Origin of the sequence: Galliscardovia ingluviei (genome assembly GCF_014635685.1) — a bacterium.
Classification (GTDB): domain Bacteria; phylum Actinomycetota; class Actinomycetes; order Actinomycetales; family Bifidobacteriaceae; genus Galliscardovia; species Galliscardovia ingluviei.
The window spans coordinates 58,737-81,072 of sequence record NZ_BMDH01000006.1; the positions used below are offsets into that span (position 1 = coordinate 58,737).

Consider the following 22,336-nt stretch of genomic DNA (forward strand, 5'->3'; position numbering starts at 1 on the left):
TAGTATTTAGAAAACGGAGGAACAACAATCCATGCTTCGCATAACACCACGCGGGAAACATGCAAAACGCAACACCACAGCCAGCCAGTGGGAACGGTTATGGACGCAACCCGCAACAGTGGAAACAGTGCGCGGAATCATACACAACGCGCCACTCGACCTTAATGGTGCAAGCAAATAACCGTTGTAACCTTTGCGGCTAGGGCTCACGAAAGTAGCTCTAGCCACACTCAAAGCCTATTATCGAAACATAAACAAAGAAAACACACAGGACAAGGGGCAAACATCATGAACACGCTAGTCGCTGAAAACCTCAAAAACAACATGCTCAACATGCTGAACAAGCAGCTCGACAAGAGAATCCCCAACGAGTTTGAAATCGGGTACATCACCCCAGACCCCGAAAACAATCCACTCAATGGAATCATCACGCTCGCTAAATGCGATAGGTTCGTGAACCTTATCGCACAACTCGGCTACGACTATGCGACAAACAGCGTACAGTACGTGACCATCAGCAAAGGTAAAACGTCCGAAAACAAGCAAGAACGAACCCTTTTCGCATTTGAACAACTAGAACTCGACAACATTCCACTACACGCAGCCTTACAAGCAATCCGCCCCGCACTCACCGTGTTAGACGCGGAACTGAACGTTACAGAAGCGATGAGCGTGTTTGAAGTGGAATGCCTACTAGCAGAAAGAAACAACCTTGAATAGCAACATGCTCAACGAAGCATTTCAAAGTGTGAGCGCGGACAGCAACTACTACCTTTATGCCATGCGCGACCTACTGAAATACTTAGAATACGACCCGCAGTGCACAAAAAGTGAACTATGCGATTGGCTGTATCTTATTAACGAAGAAACATGGAGAAACAACTATCAGACGCTCATACAGCCAGCCGTACACTTCGGGCTTATTGAACGGCAGGTGAACGCAGAGGATACCCGATATTCGGTTTCACCACTCGGAGAGCTGGTATTGCGCGTACTTAAACAATACTGTTAGCGGAGCAGTGTGCCCCATGCTCCTTACAGCGTGCGGCAGGTAAGCAGTGAACTCGCGCCCACCATGTGCCACAGCATACAATAAAACCGTACAAAGTAAGGAGCATACATTATGAGCACGTGGGAACACAACATCGAACAACAAGTACACGCCACACTAGACGCACACCTTCCAGAAAACTACCAGTATGAGCTTAAAACGCGAACATGCGGAACAGGAACACTCGTAATCAGAAACCACAACAACACTAACTGTATTGAACTGTATTTTGAAGCAATAAGCATTAACGAAAATCTTGTAGACAGCTATGTGCTCGCCGAAGGAAACAACGTCCATTCGGCAGTAGCTAGAGCAATCCCACTCACGGACGCATTGAACGCCATACCAGCCACGCTCCAGCAGCTTGACAAGCACGGTATCAATAGCGCACTCAAAGAGTTCAGGTACAGGACACAAGGCTAACAACAGCATAATGCAGCTGGTGTGCAGCAAACTAGTAGCATACTAGCCTCACAGCATACAATAGAACCGTACAAAACAGTTACACTCATTTTAAGGAGCAAACAATGGCATACATGCAATTTAAGGGACTACCAGCAACACGAGTATCATTCGAGAACCACACAGATATTGCATTCTCAAGCAACATTTTCATTCAACGCTTTATCCACGAGCTCATTGATAGTGAAACTATCCTCACACGTCTCACAGCTCTCACAGTGCAAAACGTGAGAGATTGGGAAGATTGCTATTTAGAGTTTGAACATCTTTGCACCATGATTGAACTGCATAACAGCTACTACAGTCAGCAAATCAGGGAAGAAATTAACTACTACCTGTATAGCGTGCGTCAATTACTTCGGTGACGAGCACCGGAGCTTGTCCCTGCCCGGCAGTGATAGCGGAAAAGATTTTTCCTCCTGCTTTTTGTTCCCTTTGAGGGGTGGCGGAACATCTAAGGGGTGATTGACTGCACCCCGCCCAAGTTCAGAGCTTGTCCGACTGGGATTCAACGAGTTGCATATAGCCGATTCGTTGAATGTTCATAGCTGCTACACGGTCGTCATTTGACTGGTATGAGCAGTTTGCACACCGGTATTCGTGCATACGCTTATTACGGTTTGTTTTACAAACCATCCCGCATCGAGGGCATGTTTGACTGGTGTATTTAGGGTCAATGGCTATGCAAGTGTGCCCATGCTGTTTTGCCTTGTACTCTATCATGGTGCGCAATTGATAATATGCCCAACTAACTTGCACATACCTGTCGCGTTTACGTACTTTTTGTGTGGCTTGCCGAATTCCGGTAAGGTTTTCCAGTACAAAGAGTGTGGGCTCAGCTTGTTGGCTGATAAGTGCCTGAGATACTTGATGGTTAATGTCTCGCATCCAACGGTTTTCTCTCTTGCCAATAGCTTGTAGCTTGCGTCTTGCACTGCGCGTACCTTTCTTCTGCAATTGAGCACGTAACGTCTTGTAGTGTGCGCGTTTATTACTCACCTCCTTTCCGCTAAAGAACGTGGTATGACCGTCACTATCGTATGCGGTAGCGAGGAATCGTAATCCCATGTCAATACCGACTATTTGCTGAGGCTGTTTTGGTTCAGAAATGGTTATGGTACTTGGGATAAGTAGTAGCCACTTGTTGTTTCTTTGTAAGATTCGCGCTGTACCAAACTTACCGTGTCGATACGGTTGAGGCATGTGTGACCAGTCTACTGTGAATTTGACGCGACCTTGTAGCGTGTTAATGCTGATTCTACCGTCTTTGAGTACACTGTAGTCACGGTTGTATACGAGGTCGTATCCCATAGTGTGGTAGTGGGGGTGCTTACCATGCCATGAACTGCCGTGGAGTTCTGCAATAGTTCGGTAGTTGCCGATAACGCGGATAATGGCGGACTGAGCCATTTGAGCGCCTACATGATACTCTTCGCGCAGTTTATGATAGGTGAGCTTGTTAAGTTTCTTTTGACTGATTGTCCGCTGCTGGTATGCGGTGTCGCTTACCGTGTTGCAACATGAGAGAAAAGCTGTACACGTGTCAGTGAGGAGCTGTGTTTCTTGCATAGTGGTGTGTAAGCGCACTGCATACGTGAGTGTGTTCAGCATGTGCGGCACCTCCACAAAAACTTTCAATAACAGTAAAAATTATAGCATACTATTGAAAAGAAAGGAAGGCGTTCCTCCCTAGCCACAAGGGCTAAGGTATCCACGCTAATAACAATCATGAAGCTATCGACGATATTGAAAACACGGAAATGCTACTCGCCATCTACATGGCACTCAAAGGGTTCTCCAAGAACGAGAAAGTAGTGTACAAGCGACCAAGCGAACCAGACGAATATTCTACGAGCCTATCAAGGTTCTTCGCCTAACATTCAAGGGGTGCGGGGGTGTGCGCGACAAGCGCGCACGCCACCACAGCCTAAAAATCAACCAAACGCAAAAATCGAAACCAAGGAGCAAACCACCGTGAAAAACAAGTACAAAATCGAAGTTGTATTTAACATGCTCAACCAGCTACCACAAGAACAAAAAGCCTACATGTACAGTGTCCTTGCAGCACTATGGTTGGACTTGTCGGCAATAGTGCGCTCAATACGCGAACAAAAGGACGAAGCAAGCGCAAAAGCCTTAACCGACTACGTTTTCTATATCCTCGATACCGTGGATGCGAAGCAAGCACAAGCCGCTATTCATGCTCATCGCCAAAAATTAGAGGAGACAACCGTTGAGCAACGTTAAAGCCAGCCAAATAGCCACACTGAAAGCAACAATCTACCATAAGGACGGTTTCGCAAGCTACGAGTGGGACACCACGCCACAGAAGCTCATAGCCTACTTGCAGGAGCGCATACACGGCGAACCGCCACTCATTCTCGAAGCGTTACCATTTGGCACGCCAGCATTACAGCGCCTAGCGCAACAATATTGTAAGCTATACAAGCCAACAATCCCGCTAGAAGAACGCCAACCAGTTGAACAGCGCATACAGTGCGAACTAGAAAAACTCATAGACGAGCCGATAGAAATACTCTGCCAACTAGCCACCTTGTGCGAATGGGAAGAACCCGACTTGGAACAGTGGACAGGTACGCTTACGGACGGGCAAACTATTGTAATTAACACTAGCATGTAGCGCGACATCACTTCTGCGGTAGTCGCTTTTGAAACTAGCCCCACCTTGTCTCACAGCATAGAATCTAATCATAAGCAAAAACACAAGGAAGGAATACACAGTGAACACTATTATTGCCAATCAAGTATCTACCCTCACTTGCACACGAGTAGAAGATAGCGACACCTTTGAAACCACAGTGCCAGACCTCATTGATTACATGCAATTCCGCGCGACTAATAGTCCAGACCTCATACACGATGAGCTCTACCACTATGGTGGTGAAATGTTCAAAGAACTCACCGAACAGTATCGAGCACTGTACAAGAAGGCAAACGCCGACCCTGTAGAAACCCCAGTACTACCAGCACCATACAGGCAACAGCAACAGCAGTTAGAACAGCAGATTATAGACAAGTTCACCAGCCTTGCAGACGAGCCTATCACCATCTTGTGCTGTCTCGCTACGGTGTTCGAGTATCGAGACCCAGACGAAGAATCATGGACTGGTGTACTCAACAACGGGCACGAAATCATTATCGACATTCTTAAAATGCGCGTGCTCTAAAACCTTATAGCAAGGCGTGTAGTCGGCTTATACCCGCCAACTACACGCCATCAATATCAAGAGAGGAATAAACCATGAACGACACAACCATCAACTTCACCATCACCATGAGCTCACAGGATATTGTGCACAGGATAGCAGAAAAAACCCACGGCACTATCAGCTACTACAAACGCTCATACAAGCTCAGCGCAAAAGCACGCAAAATGCTAGAAAAAACAGAAACATACCGTAATACTGAACAGCTCATAAACGAGCTAGAAGCCACGCCATACGAGTACATTAACCAAGAAAAAATTGAACAGTTGCGCACGCAATGCGACAGAGCGTTTTGGCGTGCAGTAACACTATTCAGCGAAATGACCCCACGGGAGCAAGCAATCATGGTGAACATGGTTCTCAACTATCCAACAGGTAGCGAACAGGAGCACGTGCAAGCACAAGCATAAGCACCGTGAGCCTCAATAACGTACACAGGTTGTTGAGGCTCAACTTCGTGCGCGTGTGAGTTTCCCGAAGCAAAGTAGCACAGCCTATAATTAAATCACACACAAACACATAAACCCCAACCAACAGTAGAAACGGAGACAACACTATGAGCGACCTCGCCCGACTAGCAGGACAATTAAACGACACCACACCAACCACCACCATACAAGCCACACCAACCCCACCCAAGCAGAAGCCAGTGGAGCGGACAGTAGACACCAGTATCCCCGTCACACCACCAGCCGCCGTATACACGGACAAATGGTACTACCATTCTAATCTTGTGCAAGCAGTCACATTCCTCACGCTAGTATCCTTATTTATCATCATTGACCATCTACCTCCACAAACCAAGCCAGAAGCCAGTGAAATATACCTCATAGTAAACGGGCTCATCGCCGCCGCAGTATTCGCAGGAATCGCCTATATTGCATTCAAAGTAGTGGAAGAGTTCACAGACAGAGCGCGCAACAATCAAATACGCAAAACTCTCGAAAACGCCTACGGTCTGAAAGTCAGCCACGTGCTACGCACCGTAGAAGGCTACACCATCACCACGCTGGAATCCGGCGGAGACAACACGTGGCATACGAGAGACCAGCGCGTCTACGAGCATGGCACACACTTGTACTTGGGTGAAATCCTAGACGAAGGAGACAACCAGTGAAACAGCAACAGCCTGAAAACCTCCTCGAACAAGACGTGCAAGAATACGTGAACGAACACCCTAACGTGAGCGTTGCGGAAGCGTACAGGGACGGGCGTATCACCGACCCAACCGACCGTGAAATCTTGGCGGCTAGCCGCTCTATCGGAAAGCATCATGCTCGCACAGTGAAGAAGAATCATGAGCCGGTATTGTACTGCCCGTCTTGTCTTGTGTTTTTTGACAGTTGGACTGATGCGAATAAGCATGTGGTTGAGCAGTTGTTGGATGCTATGGCGTTTGAGCGGCAACTGTAGCGTGGTGCGGCAGCTTGTTTTTCGGTTTTGGTTGAGCGTGGTTTCACAGCCTAGTATTACGGTGCCACTTTTCAGAATCGCGTAATCAGGAGCGGAGTGTACCGCTGCCACAACGGTCGTAACAATAGTGAAAGGAACAAGATTATGGAACAGAACAGTATCCAACAATACACATTCGAGAACAGTAACATTCGCACGATTGAAGAGAACGGCAATGTGTTGTTTTGCGGGAAAGATGTCGCTACAGCACTCGGATACACTAACCCAAATAAAGCAATTACAGACCATTGCCATGGGGTAACGAAACGTTACCCCATCGTAGATAGCCTTGGAAGGACACAAGAAGCACGCTTCATCACAGAAGGTGACGTATACCGTCTCATCGCATCAAGCAAACTCCCCCAAGCAGTCAAATTCGAGCACTGGCTGTTCGATGAAGTCGTACCCTCAATTCGCAAGCACGGCGCATACATGACCGAACAAACCCTCGAACAAGCACTCACCGACCCCGACTTCCTTATCAGGCTCGCAACCGAACTTAAAGAAGAAAAACAAGCCCGCCTACAAGCAGAACAAAAAATCCAAGAACTCGAACCCAAAGCCAAACTCATGGAGGACTTTATTAACCTCGACAGCACGTACAGCGTAGCCGACACCGCCAAACTCTTACGCAACGTAGGCATCAACATGGGGCAAAACCAGCTCTACCAGCAGCTCGCACAAATGCACTGGATATTCCGGCGCGAAGGCGCGTGGAAACCCTACGAAACGCACGTGCAAGCAGGAGACTTAGCGCTCAGACCCTACACCAAGCAGGGCAAACACTCAGACGGCACACCATTCGCCTACCAACCACAGGTGCGTTTAACCGGACGCGGCATCATGCTCCTCACTGGACGGTTAAGTGAGCAGCAACTCCAGCAGGCACTCCAAACAGCACTCTAACCAACCCACTTAGTCAAACAGAAAGTAACCATTGTGAGTGAAAAACAACTCAAAACCATCATCAGCCTCATTGACCAAGGGCACAGTGACGCGGAAATCAGCCAACTCACGAACACGCAGCTCCCCGTCATCGCACAAATACGATGGGACTATAATCATAGAAAAATCAGCGTGTAGACGGGAGACTAAACCTACTATGAGAAGCCCATGCCCACAATGCGGGTTCATACAGCTCGCTCTCACTACAAGCGGCTGGAAGTGCATGGCTTGCCAATACAAGCTACAGACAGCAAGCCGCACACCACCAAGAACCGTAGCATGGAAGGCGCGCGCTAACAGCGGATACCTCGCCCCCGTCATCAGCTACACGAGCCCAAAACCAGCACCACCATCCTATGAGCCAACCACGAGCTCGCATCGAAAACGACACCGTAAACAACACCAACACCATTAAGGAGAACAGTATTATGGCAAACGAACCACACATTGAAATCACCGGATACGCTTCCAACGTGAAACACTGGCAGAACGAGCGCATCACGTTCAGCGTGGCAGTCACCCCATCATATAAAAACCAGCAAGGGCAGTGGGTGAACCAGCCGACCATGTTCTTTAACGTGTCATGCACGCGCAACGAAACCAAAAAAACGGCGCAGCAGATTGAACAGTTACTGAACAGCGGTAACGCGGTTCGCGTGCTGGTGACGGGAGCGTTCACTGAATCAGAAAACAAGCAGGGTGGCGCGGCGTTCAAGAATGTTATGCCTGACCGGATTGGTATTGTGGAATATCATCCGAAACGTAACAGTAGCGCGCCGAACGGTGGCGGTCAGCCGATGTTCCAGCAGCCGCAGTCGGCGGGCGGGCAGGCTTATGACCCTTGGTCACCTCAAGGCGTATAAACTGCCATTGGATATGGTTGAGCCTCCTTGTTTTCTGCACGTGTTGTGTGAGAAAGCTAGGAGGCTCTTTTGTTTAGGCGCTAACAGTGGTACGCAATAACTGATGTACGCGCTGGTAGCTAATACCAAGCAGTGCGCCAATATCCCTCAAGGTCATGCCGTTACTATGCAAACTGAGTGCGGCTTGACGCTGCTTGTGTTGCGCTTCCTGTTCGAGACGTTGTGCTTCTGCCTTGAGCTGTATAGATTCTTCTACCTCATTTGGAATGGCATATTGGATATTGAGTTGTGGGTTTTGTTCGCCCGTAACGACCGTAATAAAGTCTTGTGCCATGCTGCGTATTTCTTTTACGTTAGTCGCCATGGTGTATTGGTCGAGTTCTGGGATTTCTAGTGCCCAGTATTTTCCGTCTGGTATGGCTCGCACGGTGTATGTTTGGCTCATTTCCACCAGTCCTTTCCAAGTTTTTCTGCGGCTTGCTTGTATATTGAAGCGGTTGTAAGCTCAGGTATTTCTTTATGCCTTGGAATGACAATCATTTTGCCGTCTAGTAGCCAAATGTCGTGGTTGCCTCCTTTGCGTGGGGCTTGCTCGAATGGCATGTTACGCGCTTTGGCGGCTTTTCGTAGTGCTTTGATGATTGCCTTTTGCTTTGTCACAAAAGCTATTCTACCACACTAGACAAACAGCTGTGAATATGTATCACCAAAAAACCACACCATTGTATTGTAGCCTAGTATTAAAGCAATAACACTGTATAATAGAACCAATAACCCAGCCACCCCCACAGCAAAGGACAAACCATGCGCACAAGCATAAAAACCACCATCACAACCCTCACCATCAGCGCCCTCACAATCCTCACCTTACCCGCCCTAGCACAAGCCGACACCGCCCCAACAGCCATCAACACCCTCAACACGCTCACCGTCAGTCCGCAAGCCAACAACTACTCACAAAAACGAGACCGACCAGCAGACTGGGCACAAGCCAACAACAATCCCGGCGACTACTCCACCACAAGAGACACCATACTCGCCAGAGACATGACCAACACCACATACAACAAATACCACCAAGTACAATCAGGCACACTCAACGACCCATACACCGGCAAAACCATCAACTTCCAACGCACCAACAGGGCAACAGGCACAGGTGACAGCACAGCCGTACAAATCGACCACGTAGTAGCATTCGGCGAAGCATGGGAATCAGGTTTAAGCCAACAAAACAAAAACACCATCAACCAGTACTACAACGACCCATACGTGCTCATCGCCGTAGACGGCAAAGCCAACATGGCAAAAAGCGACAAAGACGCAGCACAATGGCTACCATCAAACGCAGGCAACCCGGACTACAACTGCTACTATGTTGCGCGACAAATCGGTATTAAACACAAATATCATTTAAGCGTTGATAACGCTGAAAAAGCAGCAATGGAGCATGTACTCGCCTCATGCCCAGCCATCACCATTCCAACCGAAGGTGGCATCACATGGCAAACCAACACCAGCGCCAATACTGGAAACAATGACAGCAGCAACACCGGCAACGCCGGTAATGCTGAAAACTCGGGCAGCAGTGACAGTACGCCAACACCAGCAGAACAACCAAAACCAGAAACCAGCAACCCTACCAGCCCACAACAGCCACAATCCCCAGTAACCAACCCCGCTGACAGTGGACAACACGTGAGCACACAACCCAACCACACCAACAACACAACTACCAGCACGCCACGAGAACAACAACTCGCACAAACGGGCATAGCGTTAGGCACACTCACCACCATCGTGGTGGCGCTCACCATCGCAGGAATCGCACTCACCACAACACGACTGAAAGAAACACGATAACATGGCAAAATCAACCAAAAGTTTCATCGGCAGTATCAGCCGCAACGGGCTCATGAGAGCCTCCACCCCAGACAAACGTATATGGTTGTACGCTCGCGTACCCGCAGGCGGAGCGCTCCTCGAAGGCGCACAAGACAAGTCACGCGCACAAGCAGCCAGCACACTCGACTTATTCTTTGACGGACTCGCCAACCTCGTGCCACAAGCAGCAACACGAAACCGCGACCTCATGCAATCTAAATACCGTGAGTTCCACCTCCTCACCGCAAGTATGCCCATCCACTACCAAATACCAGCCGCGCTGCGCGGCACAGAACTCGGCGTATGGTTATCCAAAAACTACAAGAACGAAAATATTCAACGCCAATTCACCGTTATAGGCGTACCCCTCATCAACAACGGGTTCGGCTTCGGTAGACAGTACAAGCACGCCAGCCTCCTACGAAAAAGCCTCGTATGGACAAACCGCATGGCATATAGTATTAAAAACCACGCGCCACGCTTCGATGAATACGATGAGGACACGCACCGTATTGAACGCATCATGCTAGATGCTGGACTAGAACCATTCACCCGCATGGACAGGGACGAACGCGACCAGCTCATCCAACAAGTCAGCGGATTCTGGGTAAGTAACAATAATGTCACCGACCTGCCAATCATGGCGGAAAGCGACCATATTCACCTATTCGCAGACAGCCAGCATTGCGCCACCGCGGAACGGCTCTACGAACAACACGTAGACTGTAGAGACTGGAATATGCGCGGGCAAATGCCAGCAACCCTATGCACTGTAACCAACACCAGCTTCCACGGTGACCCGATTATTAGCCCAGAAAACATGTGGGGGGCGCGCCTCATGACCGTGGCTACAGCGGGCGGCGCAAACGCCATCGCTGTGAGTGTGCGCGGGCGCGTAGAACCAGCACCAGTCACCGCGTCACAAATCCGCAAAAACGGGCAGAGTATCGACCAGAATACGCGCAAACGTGCTGAGCGTGGGCATGAAGCAACCGGCGAAATGATTGACACTCGCCGCGACATTGCCAGCGCGGAGGACATGTACACGATGAAAGATATGCCAGCCACGCTCATAGACTTGTCGTGCGTAGTGCTCGCAGACGGTGAATCACAAGACGCTACCGACAGTCTCCTCAGTATTGGTCAAATGGAGTTTGCTCCAGCGCCAACAGCTAACGAGCAGCTCATGCAGTTTAAGAGTATGCAAGTGTGCAGCCCCGTGCGTATTCCAAGCACACTGGAATGGTCAAGCACCATGGTTACGGGCGCAGGGTTCACCAGTTTCGCAGTCGCGGGAGACGCTAGTGGCGTATTCCTCGGCATGACCGAAGCGAACGAACAACCCGTGTACATTAGCCCAACCGCAGTGCAGGATGAAAGCAAAGCACCATTTTTTGTTATTGTCGGGCAAACCGGTAGCGGTAAAAGCATGGTGCTCGTGAACCTGATGCGACAGTTCGCTATGACTGTTTCCCGCACGGGAGGACGCACTTGCGCGATTCTCATCAACCCTAAGAGTGGTAATGATTTTGAAACCATCGCGGAGCATATCATCCGCATTGACAAGGATATTTCAGCAGGCACATTTGACCCGTTCAACGTGCTACTAAACATGAGTGAAGCTATTGAGCTTGCTGCCACTATCATTAACGACATTTTCCAATTCGGCGCAACCGACCAGATAGACGTGCAGTACATGATTAGCTACGGTGCTCAGCATGGCGCGAAAACCACAGGTCAGGCGCTACGGTTCGCGGCGCAAGCGTACCAGAATCATGAGCAGGGAGCGAACCTTCCAGAAAGCACGTCACGCTTGTACGAGACTATTGTTCGCGCATGGGAATCCAGCCAGCAGCTCAGGCTCATTATCGGCATGAAACCTGTAGAAACACCGTTGCGTATCAGCGAGGGGCTTACGCTCATTAACGCTGGAGAACGCTCCCTCATCCCAGAAAAGGACGCGGCAAACACGGTGAGCGGGCGTATTAAACAGTGGGTGCTGCGCATGATTGTTACCGGCGCAGGATACTCGGTGCGCGGGCGTGACGGCGTGGTGGCGCTTGACGAGGCGTGGGTTGCTGTCAATGGTAGTAGCGGCACGGCAGCCACCTTGCAGGAGTGGGAGCGTATGGCTCGAAGCCAACGATTCCTGCCTATTCTCGCTAGTCAGAAGGTGAAAGAGTTCGTGGACGCGGGGCTCTCGGGTGGTATCAGTCGTGGTCTTATCTTGTCGTTGAAAGACCTTGAGGAAACTAACGGCATGGTGTCGGACGCGAAATCAGCGTTGCGCCTGTTCCATATCAATGATGACCATGACCGTTTGCGTAGGCGTATGCCCCTTGACGCGGTGAAGAAGAATGGTGAAGCAAACTATCAGAGTATGAGAGCGTTCACTGACCCGCATACGGGTCAGACGCGCGGCTCGGTTGCGTTTTTTATTGACGGTAACGAGCAGCCTGTTCCTGTGCGTATTGATATTAGTGCGGAAAGCCTCGCTTTGACGGGTACGAGCGCGCTTGAGAAGATTCGCCGTGAGCAAGCTCAAGGTGAGGTGGTGTCGCGTGGATAAGAATTGGAAGAATGTTGGTATTGCTGCCGGGCTGGCGGGCGTGATGCTGCTGCCTGTGCTTATGTTGGGTCAAGCTGCTGACGTGGTTGGTGCTGGTATTAGTGCCGCTACTGTGTCGCAGTCGGGCGGTAATACGGGGTTTTCATGGTGGCGTAATCACCGTAAATGTAGGCAGAATGATGCGAACGCTACTACGGGTAGTGTGATTGCAGTGGCGGACGGCAAGGGTAAAAACCCGTATCATGGGAAAACATGGGGTGAAATCACTTCTATGGTCACGGAGAAAACAGGAGATGCGGGCGCGTGCTCATCATACGATGTGGGACAGTGCACGTGGTGGGCGTGCATGAGATACCGTCTCGCCGGCATCACCGTAGACCCTTACATGGGTAACGGGCAAGACTGGGTAAACAGTGCGGTAAACAAGCTCGGCTGGGAGAAAGACAAGCTCGTAGTGGGTTCAGTTATTTCTAACCGTGCAGGAGCTCGCGTAGGCAGCTGGAACGCTGACCCAAAGTATGGGCATGTGATGGTGGTGGAAAGCATTGACGAAGCCACGAAAACTGTTATTGCTTCCAGTGGTGGTGCGGGATACGGTGGTGTTATTAGCACGGAAACCTTCCACTATGACCCTCTACCTGAGGGCACTACGGTTGCCGCGCCAACCGCGAACGCGAAAAACGCTATCAGTGTTACCGGCACTCAAGATACGGGCACAGTCTGCGACATGACGGACAGTTCAGGCGATACCACGCCAATAGCGGATAATCTCACCGTGGGAGACGGTTACCACGCTACAGCAGAAAAAGCTAAGGAGATTGCTCGCGCACTCCTACCGAAAGTGTTCCCCGGAGCAACTGAGCAAGACTGGAAAGACCTAGAATGGTTATGGACTAAAGAATCTAGCTGGCGTTGGGATGCGGACAATCCATCAAGTGACGCTTACGGTATCCCCCAAAGCCTACCCGGCGACAAAATGGCAGCGTATGGGGCTGACTGGCATGATAATGCGGCAACGCAAATCACGTGGGGGTTGCACTATATTCAAGAACGCTACGGTAGTATTGCTAACGCTCGTAGTTTTTGGGAAAACCACCACTGGTATTAACTGTGAGCAGCCATGCAAGCATTGTATGAGCGTGATAAGGTATCCATCCAGTGGTAAGCGTTTAAGAAATCCTCCTGACTTTCACCGGAAGAGGGAGGATTTTGTAATAGTTTGTCAGCCTCTACGCATGTGATTTGTGGACGGTTCTGCATTTTCACTTTTATCAGAGGCTGAATATTAGCGTTAGCTGTTTCCCACACGCCATGCTCAAAATCAGACCATGCTTGCTGTAGGCGTTGCATATTCTGCCGGTAATCGGTGTCACGCTCACCCGGGTTGGCGGCAACATCTTTGAGAGTGTCCTCTAACCGTGTTTGCAACTCGTTGAGAGTGTCTGTACTGTTAGCAGTAGCGAAAAACTCGCTGACAGTGATACTGCTGTTCGTTTGAGACACTGGCATGGTTATGAGTGCAGTTTCTTTTCTTGATAATTGTTTCACGAGGTTTGTCACATCGTCCACACTAGTGGAAGGTTGTGCCGTGTGCTGTGGCGTGGACTGTGCTGGTGTTTGCTGCACTCTCGCCACGCTTGGCGTAGTCTGCTGTTGTGGCGCACGGGTTGCGCGCCACGCGGAAAACCCGAGGAACGCTCCAGCTAAAGCGATAACAACTATGATGAATACGAGCACCGGTTTAACCTGCTGCCATAGCATGGATTGTCGCTGTCGTGCGGAAACCTCAACTGGTTCTGTAATATTGTGTTTTTTTGCCATAATAAGCACCTACTAGTTAAGAAAAATTTTTGCGTGCAAAAGGATACGCTCCTATTATCGCACACGCCGTGTCTCACAGACTAGTATTAAAGCAGCCACAAAGGTAAAATTAGAGACACAATCCCCCAAACCTAATCCCCTATGCAAGGTTATGCCACTCATGCCAAGAAGAACCGCACCACGCAGAAAAACCACGCCACAACACACCCCAGCAAGCCTCCCCACCGTGGTTGCGTGCCTCACCACACCATTATGGGCACTCCTACACCTGCCAGTCATGCCCGTTATCCTCATTGGCAGCATCATCAGCATCATCATCAACAAGCCCCCACAATCCCCAACCAGCAGGCGAAGTGACCCGCCACTACCAAGACACCAACGCGCCTACGACCGTTGGAGCCAGTACAAGCGCGGGCTACTGCACCCCCTTGACGGGAGAACCCGCAGCCAGTGGGGCAGGTGGATGAACATTCGCCGCGTTTCATGGTGGCTTGGCATCAGCATCGGTCTCATGGTGAGTTTTAACACCCCATGGTGGGGAACCCTCGCCAACACGGTATGTGCGTGGCTCACCCTCATGGGCATAAGCGCTAGAACCGACCGCAAAACAGACAAGCGACACCCTAACCGTGGGGTCAGTATCCCCGCGTTCATCACCAACGCGGCAACACCAACACGCATCATCATGCTCGTTATCACCATACTCGCCTACCCGTTAAGCGCCGCATCCCGACACATGCTCCTCCTCGCCGCGCACGACAGCACGCCACTGTGGAGCCCGCAACTCATCCACCCTAGCGTCATCGGCATGTGGGCAACCCTCACCCTCACCATCCTTTACCTCATTGACCGACCACGCCAAACTGAAACATGGCAGCAAATCATCAACGCGCAGCAAACCATAGACGAGTGGAAAGAAAACCTCAGCAAAAGCTGGGAGCAAGCCTACGTCACCGATGCGCAAACCATCACCGTAGGAGACTGTGAACCCGTCACCGTTATCAAAGTGCGTCTCACCGGTCAAGACATTTTCAGTATTATCCGCAACGACCAGCCCATCATTGCCAGCCTCGCCTCCGAACAACACTACCGTTGGGCACAACTCCTCGCCAACCCGCGACAGCGCGGCAACCGTGAACCAGACTTTGACCTCACCCAAGTGCGCGTCATCCTCGCTAACAACGAGCAGCAGCTGCCAAACCTCACCACGCCGGGCATTGACAACACTATTGCCACGCTCATCACCGACATGGCATACGCGCACGCCAGTAACCAAGCCAACAAGCCAGCACCACTCACCTACACGTTCAACGTGAGCGCTAACCCAGAGGAAGCGCCAGCATGGCTCACCCTCATTAGCCAAGACCGCACGCACGCTATCCCCATTGAAGAAATCGGCTTACGGTGGCTACCAGACGAAAACGGCACTACGCGCATCACCCACCTACCAGCCTTCTGCGACTTTGATAACCGATTCCACCTATACGCCGAAGAAGATACAGAACTCTCCAACGAAGGCAACCCCTACCGTCACCCAGAAGCCATCACCAGCAGTGACAGTTTCAACGATTACATTGCTCTCAGCCGCCGATACTCAGACGAGGACACGAATTGGCATGACGCACTACCCTCCATCGTCCAGCCACCAATCCCCGACTACGATAGTGAATACCAGCAAGAGTACGCGCAATACGCCGTCACTGTCACCCCATACCAAGTGTCCAGCCTCACTGACATGCACGACATGTACGATTGTGCACCACTCGCCATGCACCCCGACTGTGCGAACATGCTCATCGCCCCAACCAGCGACTACACTATCGCACTACTCACCTTCTACGGCACACCACCACTACGCATCGACCTCCTCACCATCAACGATGAAGCAGGCGAACTACAAGCACGCGCGCTCGCCTACCGTGCGCTGAACAACGCGCTCTTGCAAGCGCAAGAAGCGCGAATCATTAACAGTAGGCTGGAAACCAACGGCAATAATCCCGTCTGGTCATTCACCATTAGTCTCAACAATGGCGCAACCCTCACCCAGCTGCGCAAAAAACAAAACAGTATTCTCACTGATATTGGCGCGCACGCTATCTTGTGGGAAACACTCCCAGACGGCAATATTGTCATGTACGCGCTCAACAGCACGCCGCCGCTTGAACTCAAACAGCTCAACCAGTGGCGTATCGGCAGTAGACAAAAAGCGCTCATCGAACTCATTCTCGCGGACGCATGGGGTGCTATCGGATTAACTAACAGTGAGGGTCAAGCGCCACAAGTCACTGACCTTAAGCCACTACCCCACAACCATGATGTGCTTATCGCTAGTTTTCTCATGCCCGCAGGTTTAGCGGAAAGTAGATTTAACACTAATCTCGACAAGTATCTCACGCAAGCCAACTATTTCTACGGTAGGCTCCTACCGCGCGGTGAAGAGCATGGTGCTCGTGGTTTTGATATGATACTCGCTAAGCAAAGCCCGTTCCCCACCAAGGTTATGGCAGACTGGCAGCTCATACGCCAAACCGATTATCTTACCCTCCCGTTCGCGGTGGATGACCTTGGTGCCCCAGTCTCATGGGATTTAACTAACACTTACCATATTGCTGTCATGGGCGGCACGGGCACGGGTAAAAGTAGCCTCATGCAAATTCTCGTAGCGGACGCGCTCATCAAACAGTGGAATATCATCATTATTGACCCCAGTAAAGGAGCTATGGATTTCACGCAATGGGCAAAACCACGAGCGCTTAACTTCGTGGGGTTAGGGCAGCTTCGAGAAACAGAAGCAACCGTCAGCTGGCTCGTGAACGAAATGGAACAGCGCGCTAAACTCATGAGCGAACACGGCGTAGGTAACATTCGTCTACTGCCCGAAGAAACCCGACCACACCCCATCCTCCTCGTGTTTGACGAACTCAACGGCTACCTCGGCAGACACAGGCAAGAGGCAGCCAACCCGGGAAGAGACACCGACATTGCGCAAAGCAACGCGCAAATACGCGAAATCAACAACAGTCTGCAACGCACTATGACAGCACTCAGTCGTATCGCGCTTGAAGGACGCGCCTCAGGTATTCACCTGTTGCTCGGCGGGCAGAGGCTCAGCCTAGACGACTTCCGCTCATACGGCGGTGACGCATTCTACCGTTCACTCGCCCGTGTGCTCCTCGGCAACGGGGAAGCCGCCGGCGTGGTAAGCCAAAACAACATTGTTGCCGCCCACCGCCTCCAAAACGGCATTAAAAGTAACGGCGGCACCATCCCCGTGGGTCGAGGCATATGGCAGAACGCGGAAGGCGCACTCAATGCTATTCAAACCTACTACGGTGGTAAGCAAGACAGTCTCCTCGAACAAGTGCAACACATTCCAGAAATCACGCCAGTGGACGTGAGCATGTTCATGCCAAACCAGACTGCACAACTCGGCAACATTAGCGCGGAAGAACTCCTCGCAGAACAAGACACCACCACCATTATCACCGACACTGACCTTGATGATGCAGAAGAAATCGAACTGTAGAAAGGAAACGTCTCATGGATAAGAACCCAGTGAAAAAAATCAGCCTGAAAAAACTGTTCCCCAACGGGTTCAACCCCGATAACGGTGAGGACACTATGCGCCTCAACGTGCTCCTGCAAGAAAAAGCAGCAGCAAACCCTGCGCTCAACGGGTACACTATCATTCGCCTAGACCATGACACAGCATACATTGCGCCCGTAGGGTACGAGACGGAGGATGAAGTAGCAGAAACCGCGCAAGACACTAAAGTCATTGGCGTAGACCCCACCGCGCAAGGCAACACCACCGCCCTAAGAAAAATCGTCCTCGACCTGCAAAACAAAAACGAAGGATACACTGTCACCGAGTTCGCGCGCAAAGGTATCGACTATGTAGCCTACCTGAGGCAGCTTGATGAGAAAACCATTACCGTGCGGTACGCGCTTGCGGATGCGTTACAGGTTGAACCGTATGAGCTTCGTTTGAAGCGCACCCCTGAAAATGGGTGGCATGTGCGTGTGCTGAAAGATGGGTTTGAGTTTCGTGCTAGTAAGCATCATGCGCGACTGCAAGAATCCATTGAAACGAGTATTGGCAAAGAAGGCTGGTGGTATCAGGCGTTTGCTGAGCAGCGTATTATTATCATTCACCCGGGTAAACTCCCCACGTTTCCTGCTCGCGTGGAATACAATAGCGGGTTGTGGGATAGGAACACGGTGAAAAGCATTTATTTCGGTATGAAACTGCCTGACCGTGGGCGTGAAACTGGTGACCCGCTCGCACTGAATCTTAAATCCTCGCCGGGTATTTTGGTTGCTGGTGAAACGTCCGGCGGTAAAAGCACTGTGATTAACAGCATTATTTACGGCGCGGTCATGGCGGGCTGTGTGCTCGCTATCTGTGATGATGAGGATAAGAGCGTGGATTTCACCTACGCGCAACCGTGGGTGATGCGCCACGGGTACGGTTGTGACGGTAAAGACAGTATTGTCGCTGTGCTCACCATGATTATGGACGAGTGTAAACGCCGCGCTGAGATTATTAAGCAAGAGCACAAGATGAATTATTGGGAGCTTGATGAAAGTATCCGTAAGGATATGCCTCCTATCATGCTGATTTGTGATGAGATTGCGCAGTGGGCTGCTCCTATTACTGTGCCCGCAGGTCTTGCTAAGGATGACCCTACTCGCATTGCCGCAGAATATGAGAAAGGTATTCATGCGATGGCTTTTCTCCTGTTGCGCCGTATCACGCAGAAAGCGCGTTTTACTGGTATTTGTTTCTTGTTTGCCGCCCAGTCCCCTACTGCGAATAATGGTCTTGACCCGAGTATTCGCACGAACCTTACTAGCAAAATTCTTCTTGGCGAAACAGTGAGTGATGATATTCGTAAGCTCGTGTTGAAAGACGCTAGGAAAGCTCCTAAAGTCCCTGAGAATGTGAAAGCGGACGGCGTGGGTAAAGGCACTGGTGTTGCTGAGCTTGGTGGTATTGAGCCAGCTGTGTTTAAGGGTTATTACATGGATGACCCTGAGCGTGATATGACATGGGCGGATATTTTGTGTGAGCGTCTTGAACAGCATGTGCCTCACGTGTGTGAGAATCTTGATGATATTCATTGGACGCGCGCTGAAATTATCGAGCGTATTCCGTTTACTGCATTCAACCCTGATGACGTGTTTATGGAGGACATGTCGGATGAGGCTACTGATGACCGCTTGTCTGTTGAAGGTGGTTTCGGTGAGGATGGGCGTGATGTTGCTGACCGTGACAAGCCTTTGACTGGAGCTGCGGCAGCTGCACATGCTTTGAATGTAGAGGCTCGTATTGCCCAGTCAATGGCATCTCAGCCGGTTGCGCATTCTGGTTTAAGTGGCTTAGATGCGTTGGATGCTGCTGGTCGTGATGCTGCGGCTCGTGGCTTGTAGTGAACGGAGTTTACTGTGGGTAGGAAGAGTAGCAATAGTTGGATGGTTGGTAATAATTTTTTGCCGACTGAACGTGAGCAGTCTGCCGATGTTCACGATGGTGAGCGCGTAAGCGCGCAAACAGGCACGAATGCAGGCGCGCAAACACGTGAGCTTGAGCAGGTGCACAATGTTGAGCATGTGAACATGGACAATGACACACACACTAACACGTGCCCCCCTACCCCCGTACATGCGCAGAGTGACAGTCCCGAGAACATGCAGGTGGTTGAGGGTGCAGGCACGGGCGTTGATGTGTGGGCAAACATGGGCGCAGACGCTAGCGCAGGCTTGCAAGAAGTTACAGGTGCACAAGTTCACGAGGCTAGTTTGCCACACACTCGCGAAGCAGCAAGCGTAGACCCGTGGGAATCTTTTGACGATGGTCTTGCACATGCACACCCGCGCGATACTACACCCATAGAGGAAGAAGCTCGCATACCCGTAAGCGTGCCCACATCCTCCATTACTGACCCGTCCACTGACGCGGAATCAGTCAAACATACCCCCGTAGGCACGGGCGCACGCGCAAGTGAGGACATGCAACAATCCACGAATGTAGACCCGTGGTCAGCATTTAGCGAAGCAAGCGTAAACGTGGACGCGGGCAATGCTGTACCCGTGAAAGCAGAACCATGTGCGCCTGTAGACACGCGAAAATCTACGATGACTGACCCTTGGACTGAAACAGAAGTCACAAGTGTTAAACCTGTGCAAGCGCAGCCACCTACACTTGCACATGCACAGAATCTTGCACCCGCCGACATGCAAACTGATACAAACACGAATGTAAACGCTAATGTGTGGTCGGACGTAGACACTGCCACGGATACAAGCACGCACGATACTACAGGTGCACACACTCACAATGATACAAGTACAGACCCATGGGCTGCATTTGACGAAGCGACAGAGAACACAGACATCAGCAATGCCACACTCGCAGGCACGCAGGTCTCTACACCCGTAGACCCGTGGGCAACATATGACATCTCCCAAACACACGAACCCGTGCCCGTGCCCGAGGCTACACTCGCAAACGCGCAAAACGCTACGAGTACAGACCCGTGGGAGGACACTCAACCCCACAACAGCGCACCATTGCAGGAACGCAAACCCGCGCTCACGCAACCATCAGCAGGCGTAGCCCCGTGGGCAGCATACAATGAACCCACCGAACCAGCAGCACAAAACCCGTGGGGCGAAAACGAAAACCAACCCACGCAAACCAGCAGCAACACGGACACAGCCGTATGGTTAGACGAACTCCCAGACGACAACTACCAACACCAGCCACAACAAGCCAACAACAGCAAAGCAAAAACACTCATACTCCGAACCGTAGCCGTACTCGCCGCCATACTCCTTCTCGCAGGAGCAGGCACAGGCGCATACTACGGAATACGACACTACCAGCATCAACAACAGCAAGCACAAGCACAGGAAGCCTACGCGCGAGCAGTACGCGCATACAACAAGCAACTCAAACAAGCTGAACAGCTTATTAAACAAGCAAACCAACCCCAATATCAAAGCCAAAAAAATATTCATGAAGCGGCAACAGTGTTAGCGAAAACACTGAAAACCAAGCCAACAACAACCAGCCAATTAGAGAAGCAAACCACGCTGATAGGGGAGCGGAGTAGGAAACTACAAAACCAGTTCGACCAATACCAGCTTGAACAAGACAAGAAACTCAAACAACAGCTTGACGACATCAGCGCACAGTACACGCAACTCACAAGCGTGCCAGACAATGACAGTAAGAAAAAACTAGAACAGTTAATCGCCAAGTGGAAAACCACGAGCGTGAAAAACCATGAGACAGACGCTGAGGAAGATTACGCAACGATGAGCCAACTGTTGAGCCAGTTGAAAGCTGACATTCAAGCCGAACAGCAGCGGAAGCAGGAGGAAGAGCAGCGTAAACAGCAGGAGGAGGAAGCGCAGAGACAGCAGCAGGAAGCGCAACAGCAGCAACAGTATGTTGCACCACGGCAACAGTACTCTACGCCACGCTACACTGCGCCAAAACAACAGTCCACGCCACAACAGCAAACCCCAGCGCCACAACCCGCGCCCTCGCCCGGCAATAGTGGCGTGAACCTCGGCTAACGCTGAAACAACGCATTATTGTTTTCAACATCGCCCGTGAGCAGGGAAACCGTTTTGCTCGGCAAGACTAGTAGCGTGTTCTCGAACATGCAGTCCGCTTCAAAGTATGCGCTCGGATACTGTTCTTCTTGCACTATTTGCTCAAATCGAGTGTGCAGGAGTGTACTGTACTGGAATCCCGTGTTGCGAAGCTCGCACATATAGAACGATACGGTATCGAGCACGCACCCATCGAACATGCAGTCGATAAACGTGCAGTACCTGAACACCGTATGATACAGGTCGCAGGAGCTGAACTGCACGTTAATAAAAGTCATGTTCGTATAGGTGCAGTAGGCGTAGAGGATTTTCTCGTATGTTTTGCCGCTCACGGTTCGGTCTTGTTCGTGGTGGAGGAAGAGGCTGCTTTCGGGTGTTTCGTGTGGCGTGAATGGTAGTGCGGTGGCTTGCATGGCAGGTTGCTCCTTACTTGTGG

General features: G+C 50.9%; 22 protein-coding genes. 16 read left to right on the forward strand and 6 right to left on the reverse strand.

All coding sequences use genetic code 11. The features are described 5' to 3' along the window. Positions 1-288: 288 nt before the first annotated feature. Both IEU85_RS08095 and IEU85_RS08100 read left to right on the forward strand, forming a co-directional pair. Positions 289-720 carry a hypothetical protein gene (locus IEU85_RS08095; RefSeq protein WP_188355758.1) on the forward strand — a complete coding sequence of 144 codons (432 nt, stop codon included), beginning with the start codon at positions 289-291 and terminating at the stop codon, positions 718-720. 403 nt (positions 721-1,123) lie between these two features. Beyond that, positions 1,124-1,474, forward strand: a complete 351-nt coding sequence (locus tag IEU85_RS08100; RefSeq protein WP_188355759.1) for a hypothetical protein — start codon at positions 1,124-1,126, stop codon at positions 1,472-1,474. Between the two features lie 525 nt (positions 1,475-1,999). On the opposite strand, the gene IEU85_RS08105 is transcribed toward IEU85_RS08100, so the two are convergent. Beyond that, positions 2,000-3,124, reverse strand: coding sequence for an RNA-guided endonuclease InsQ/TnpB family protein (locus IEU85_RS08105; RefSeq protein WP_188355760.1), 1,125 nt, complete (start codon positions 3,122-3,124; stop codon positions 2,000-2,002). 363 nt (positions 3,125-3,487) lie between these two features. Between IEU85_RS08105 and IEU85_RS08110 the strand changes: the two genes are divergently transcribed. From IEU85_RS08110 to IEU85_RS08140, 7 genes are all read left to right on the forward strand, one after another. Further along, entirely contained in the window at positions 3,488-3,760 is a 273-nt protein-coding gene (locus IEU85_RS08110) for a hypothetical protein (protein WP_188355761.1), read from the forward strand. Further along, a complete protein-coding gene (locus IEU85_RS08115) occupies positions 3,747-4,154 on the forward strand; it encodes a hypothetical protein (protein WP_188355762.1) in 408 nt (135 codons plus the stop codon). Before IEU85_RS08110 ends, IEU85_RS08115 begins: the two co-directional genes overlap by 14 nt. A 100-nt stretch (positions 4,155-4,254) precedes the next feature. Then, positions 4,255-4,701 carry a hypothetical protein gene (locus IEU85_RS08120; RefSeq protein WP_188355763.1) on the forward strand — a complete coding sequence of 149 codons (447 nt, stop codon included), beginning with the start codon at positions 4,255-4,257 and terminating at the stop codon, positions 4,699-4,701. Between the two features lie 74 nt (positions 4,702-4,775). Next, on the forward strand, positions 4,776-5,150 hold the full coding sequence (locus tag IEU85_RS08125) for a hypothetical protein (RefSeq protein ID WP_188355764.1): 375 nt from the start codon (positions 4,776-4,778) through the stop codon (positions 5,148-5,150). A gap of 146 nt (positions 5,151-5,296) precedes the next feature. Continuing rightward, a complete protein-coding gene (locus IEU85_RS08130; RefSeq protein ID WP_188355765.1) occupies positions 5,297-5,857 on the forward strand; it encodes a hypothetical protein in 561 nt (186 codons plus the stop codon). Next, positions 5,854-6,153 carry a hypothetical protein gene (locus IEU85_RS08135; protein WP_188355766.1) on the forward strand — a complete coding sequence of 100 codons (300 nt, stop codon included), beginning with the start codon at positions 5,854-5,856 and terminating at the stop codon, positions 6,151-6,153. The genes IEU85_RS08130 and IEU85_RS08135 overlap by 4 nt, the downstream gene beginning before the upstream one ends. 144 nt (positions 6,154-6,297) lie before the next feature. Then, positions 6,298-7,098 carry a phage antirepressor gene (locus tag IEU85_RS08140; RefSeq protein WP_188355767.1) on the forward strand — a complete coding sequence of 267 codons (801 nt, stop codon included), beginning with the start codon at positions 6,298-6,300 and terminating at the stop codon, positions 7,096-7,098. Positions 7,099-7,107: 9 nt separating this feature from the next. Here IEU85_RS08140 and IEU85_RS08145 read toward each other — a convergent pair whose 3' ends face one another. Continuing rightward, positions 7,108-7,326, reverse strand: coding sequence for a hypothetical protein (locus IEU85_RS08145; RefSeq protein ID WP_188355768.1), 219 nt, complete (start codon positions 7,324-7,326; stop codon positions 7,108-7,110). A gap of 239 nt (positions 7,327-7,565) precedes the next feature. Between IEU85_RS08145 and IEU85_RS08150 the strand changes: the two genes are divergently transcribed. Next, complete coding sequence (locus IEU85_RS08150; RefSeq protein WP_188355769.1) at positions 7,566-8,000, forward strand: single-stranded DNA-binding protein; 435 nt, start codon at positions 7,566-7,568, stop codon at positions 7,998-8,000. Positions 8,001-8,073: 73 nt separating this feature from the next. Here the strand turns inward: IEU85_RS08150 and IEU85_RS08155 are convergent, their stop codons facing one another. Next, the gene (locus tag IEU85_RS08155) at positions 8,074-8,445 is read right to left on the reverse strand and encodes a helix-turn-helix domain-containing protein (protein WP_188355770.1); all 372 of its coding nucleotides are present in this window, start codon (positions 8,443-8,445) and stop codon (positions 8,074-8,076) included. After that, a complete protein-coding gene (locus IEU85_RS08160; RefSeq protein WP_188355771.1) occupies positions 8,442-8,660 on the reverse strand; it encodes a type II toxin-antitoxin system HicA family toxin in 219 nt (72 codons plus the stop codon). The genes IEU85_RS08155 and IEU85_RS08160 overlap by 4 nt, the downstream gene beginning before the upstream one ends. A 144-nt stretch (positions 8,661-8,804) precedes the next feature. On the opposite strand from IEU85_RS08160, the gene IEU85_RS08165 reads away from it, so the two are divergent. The 3 genes from IEU85_RS08165 to IEU85_RS08175 are packed head-to-tail and all read left to right on the forward strand — an operon-like array spanning position 8,805 to position 13,561. After that, positions 8,805-9,863: an HNH endonuclease family protein gene (locus IEU85_RS08165; RefSeq protein ID WP_188355772.1), complete on the forward strand. Its 1,059-nt coding sequence runs from the start codon at positions 8,805-8,807 to the stop codon at positions 9,861-9,863. Position 9,864: 1 nt separating this feature from the next. Next, on the forward strand, positions 9,865-12,453 hold the full coding sequence (locus IEU85_RS08170; RefSeq protein ID WP_188355773.1) for an ATP-binding protein: 2,589 nt from the start codon (positions 9,865-9,867) through the stop codon (positions 12,451-12,453). Continuing rightward, a complete protein-coding gene (locus IEU85_RS08175; protein ID WP_188355774.1) occupies positions 12,446-13,561 on the forward strand; it encodes an aggregation-promoting factor C-terminal-like domain-containing protein in 1,116 nt (371 codons plus the stop codon). The genes IEU85_RS08170 and IEU85_RS08175 overlap by 8 nt, the downstream gene beginning before the upstream one ends. On the opposite strand, the gene IEU85_RS08180 is transcribed toward IEU85_RS08175, so the two are convergent. Beyond that, positions 13,558-14,274 (reverse strand): hypothetical protein, encoded by a 717-nt coding sequence (locus IEU85_RS08180; protein ID WP_188355775.1) that lies wholly within the window; start codon positions 14,272-14,274, stop codon positions 13,558-13,560. The genes IEU85_RS08175 and IEU85_RS08180 overlap by 4 nt on opposite strands. A gap of 160 nt (positions 14,275-14,434) precedes the next feature. Here IEU85_RS08180 and IEU85_RS08185 point away from each other — a divergent pair, with 160 nt between their 5' ends. Genes IEU85_RS08185 through IEU85_RS08195 form a run of 3 tightly spaced genes read left to right on the forward strand, consistent with a single transcriptional unit; the run spans position 14,435 to position 21,861 of the window. Continuing rightward, positions 14,435-17,800: an FtsK/SpoIIIE domain-containing protein gene (locus tag IEU85_RS08185; protein WP_188355776.1), complete on the forward strand. Its 3,366-nt coding sequence runs from the start codon at positions 14,435-14,437 to the stop codon at positions 17,798-17,800. Between the two features lie 14 nt (positions 17,801-17,814). Further along, complete coding sequence (locus tag IEU85_RS08190) at positions 17,815-19,707, forward strand: cell division protein FtsK (RefSeq protein WP_188355777.1); 1,893 nt, start codon at positions 17,815-17,817, stop codon at positions 19,705-19,707. 15 nt (positions 19,708-19,722) lie between these two features. Then, entirely contained in the window at positions 19,723-21,861 is a 2,139-nt protein-coding gene (locus IEU85_RS08195; protein ID WP_188355778.1) for a hypothetical protein, read from the forward strand. On the opposite strand, the gene IEU85_RS08200 is transcribed toward IEU85_RS08195, so the two are convergent. After that, positions 21,858-22,313 carry a pentapeptide repeat-containing protein gene (locus IEU85_RS08200; protein WP_188355779.1) on the reverse strand — a complete coding sequence of 152 codons (456 nt, stop codon included), beginning with the start codon at positions 22,311-22,313 and terminating at the stop codon, positions 21,858-21,860. The genes IEU85_RS08195 and IEU85_RS08200 overlap by 4 nt on opposite strands. Positions 22,314-22,336: the final 23 nt, after the last annotated feature.

Excerpts from the sequence above, each read along its gene's own strand:
- IEU85_RS08095 (WP_188355758.1), top strand. The coding sequence starts at position 289 with ATGAACACGCTAGTCGCTGAAAACCTCAAAAACAACATGCTCAACATG.
- IEU85_RS08100 (WP_188355759.1), top strand. The coding sequence starts at position 1,124 with ATGAGCACGTGGGAACACAACATCGAACAACAAGTACACGCCACACTA.
- IEU85_RS08105 (WP_188355760.1), bottom strand. The coding sequence starts at position 3,124 with ATGCTGAACACACTCACGTATGCAGTGCGCTTACACACCACTATGCAA.
- IEU85_RS08125 (WP_188355764.1), top strand. The coding sequence starts at position 4,776 with ATGAACGACACAACCATCAACTTCACCATCACCATGAGCTCACAGGAT.
- IEU85_RS08130 (WP_188355765.1), top strand. The coding sequence starts at position 5,297 with ATGAGCGACCTCGCCCGACTAGCAGGACAATTAAACGACACCACACCA.
- IEU85_RS08140 (WP_188355767.1), top strand. The coding sequence starts at position 6,298 with ATGGAACAGAACAGTATCCAACAATACACATTCGAGAACAGTAACATT.
- IEU85_RS08145 (WP_188355768.1), bottom strand. The coding sequence starts at position 7,326 with ATGAACCCGCATTGTGGGCATGGGCTTCTCATAGTAGGTTTAGTCTCC.
- IEU85_RS08150 (WP_188355769.1), top strand. The coding sequence starts at position 7,566 with ATGGCAAACGAACCACACATTGAAATCACCGGATACGCTTCCAACGTG.
- IEU85_RS08155 (WP_188355770.1), bottom strand. The coding sequence starts at position 8,445 with ATGAGCCAAACATACACCGTGCGAGCCATACCAGACGGAAAATACTGG.
- IEU85_RS08165 (WP_188355772.1), top strand. The coding sequence starts at position 8,805 with ATGCGCACAAGCATAAAAACCACCATCACAACCCTCACCATCAGCGCC.
- IEU85_RS08170 (WP_188355773.1), top strand. The coding sequence starts at position 9,865 with ATGGCAAAATCAACCAAAAGTTTCATCGGCAGTATCAGCCGCAACGGG.
- IEU85_RS08180 (WP_188355775.1), bottom strand. The coding sequence starts at position 14,274 with ATGGCAAAAAAACACAATATTACAGAACCAGTTGAGGTTTCCGCACGA.
- IEU85_RS08185 (WP_188355776.1), top strand. The coding sequence starts at position 14,435 with ATGCCAAGAAGAACCGCACCACGCAGAAAAACCACGCCACAACACACC.
- IEU85_RS08190 (WP_188355777.1), top strand. The coding sequence starts at position 17,815 with ATGGATAAGAACCCAGTGAAAAAAATCAGCCTGAAAAAACTGTTCCCC.
- IEU85_RS08200 (WP_188355779.1), bottom strand. The coding sequence starts at position 22,313 with ATGCAAGCCACCGCACTACCATTCACGCCACACGAAACACCCGAAAGC.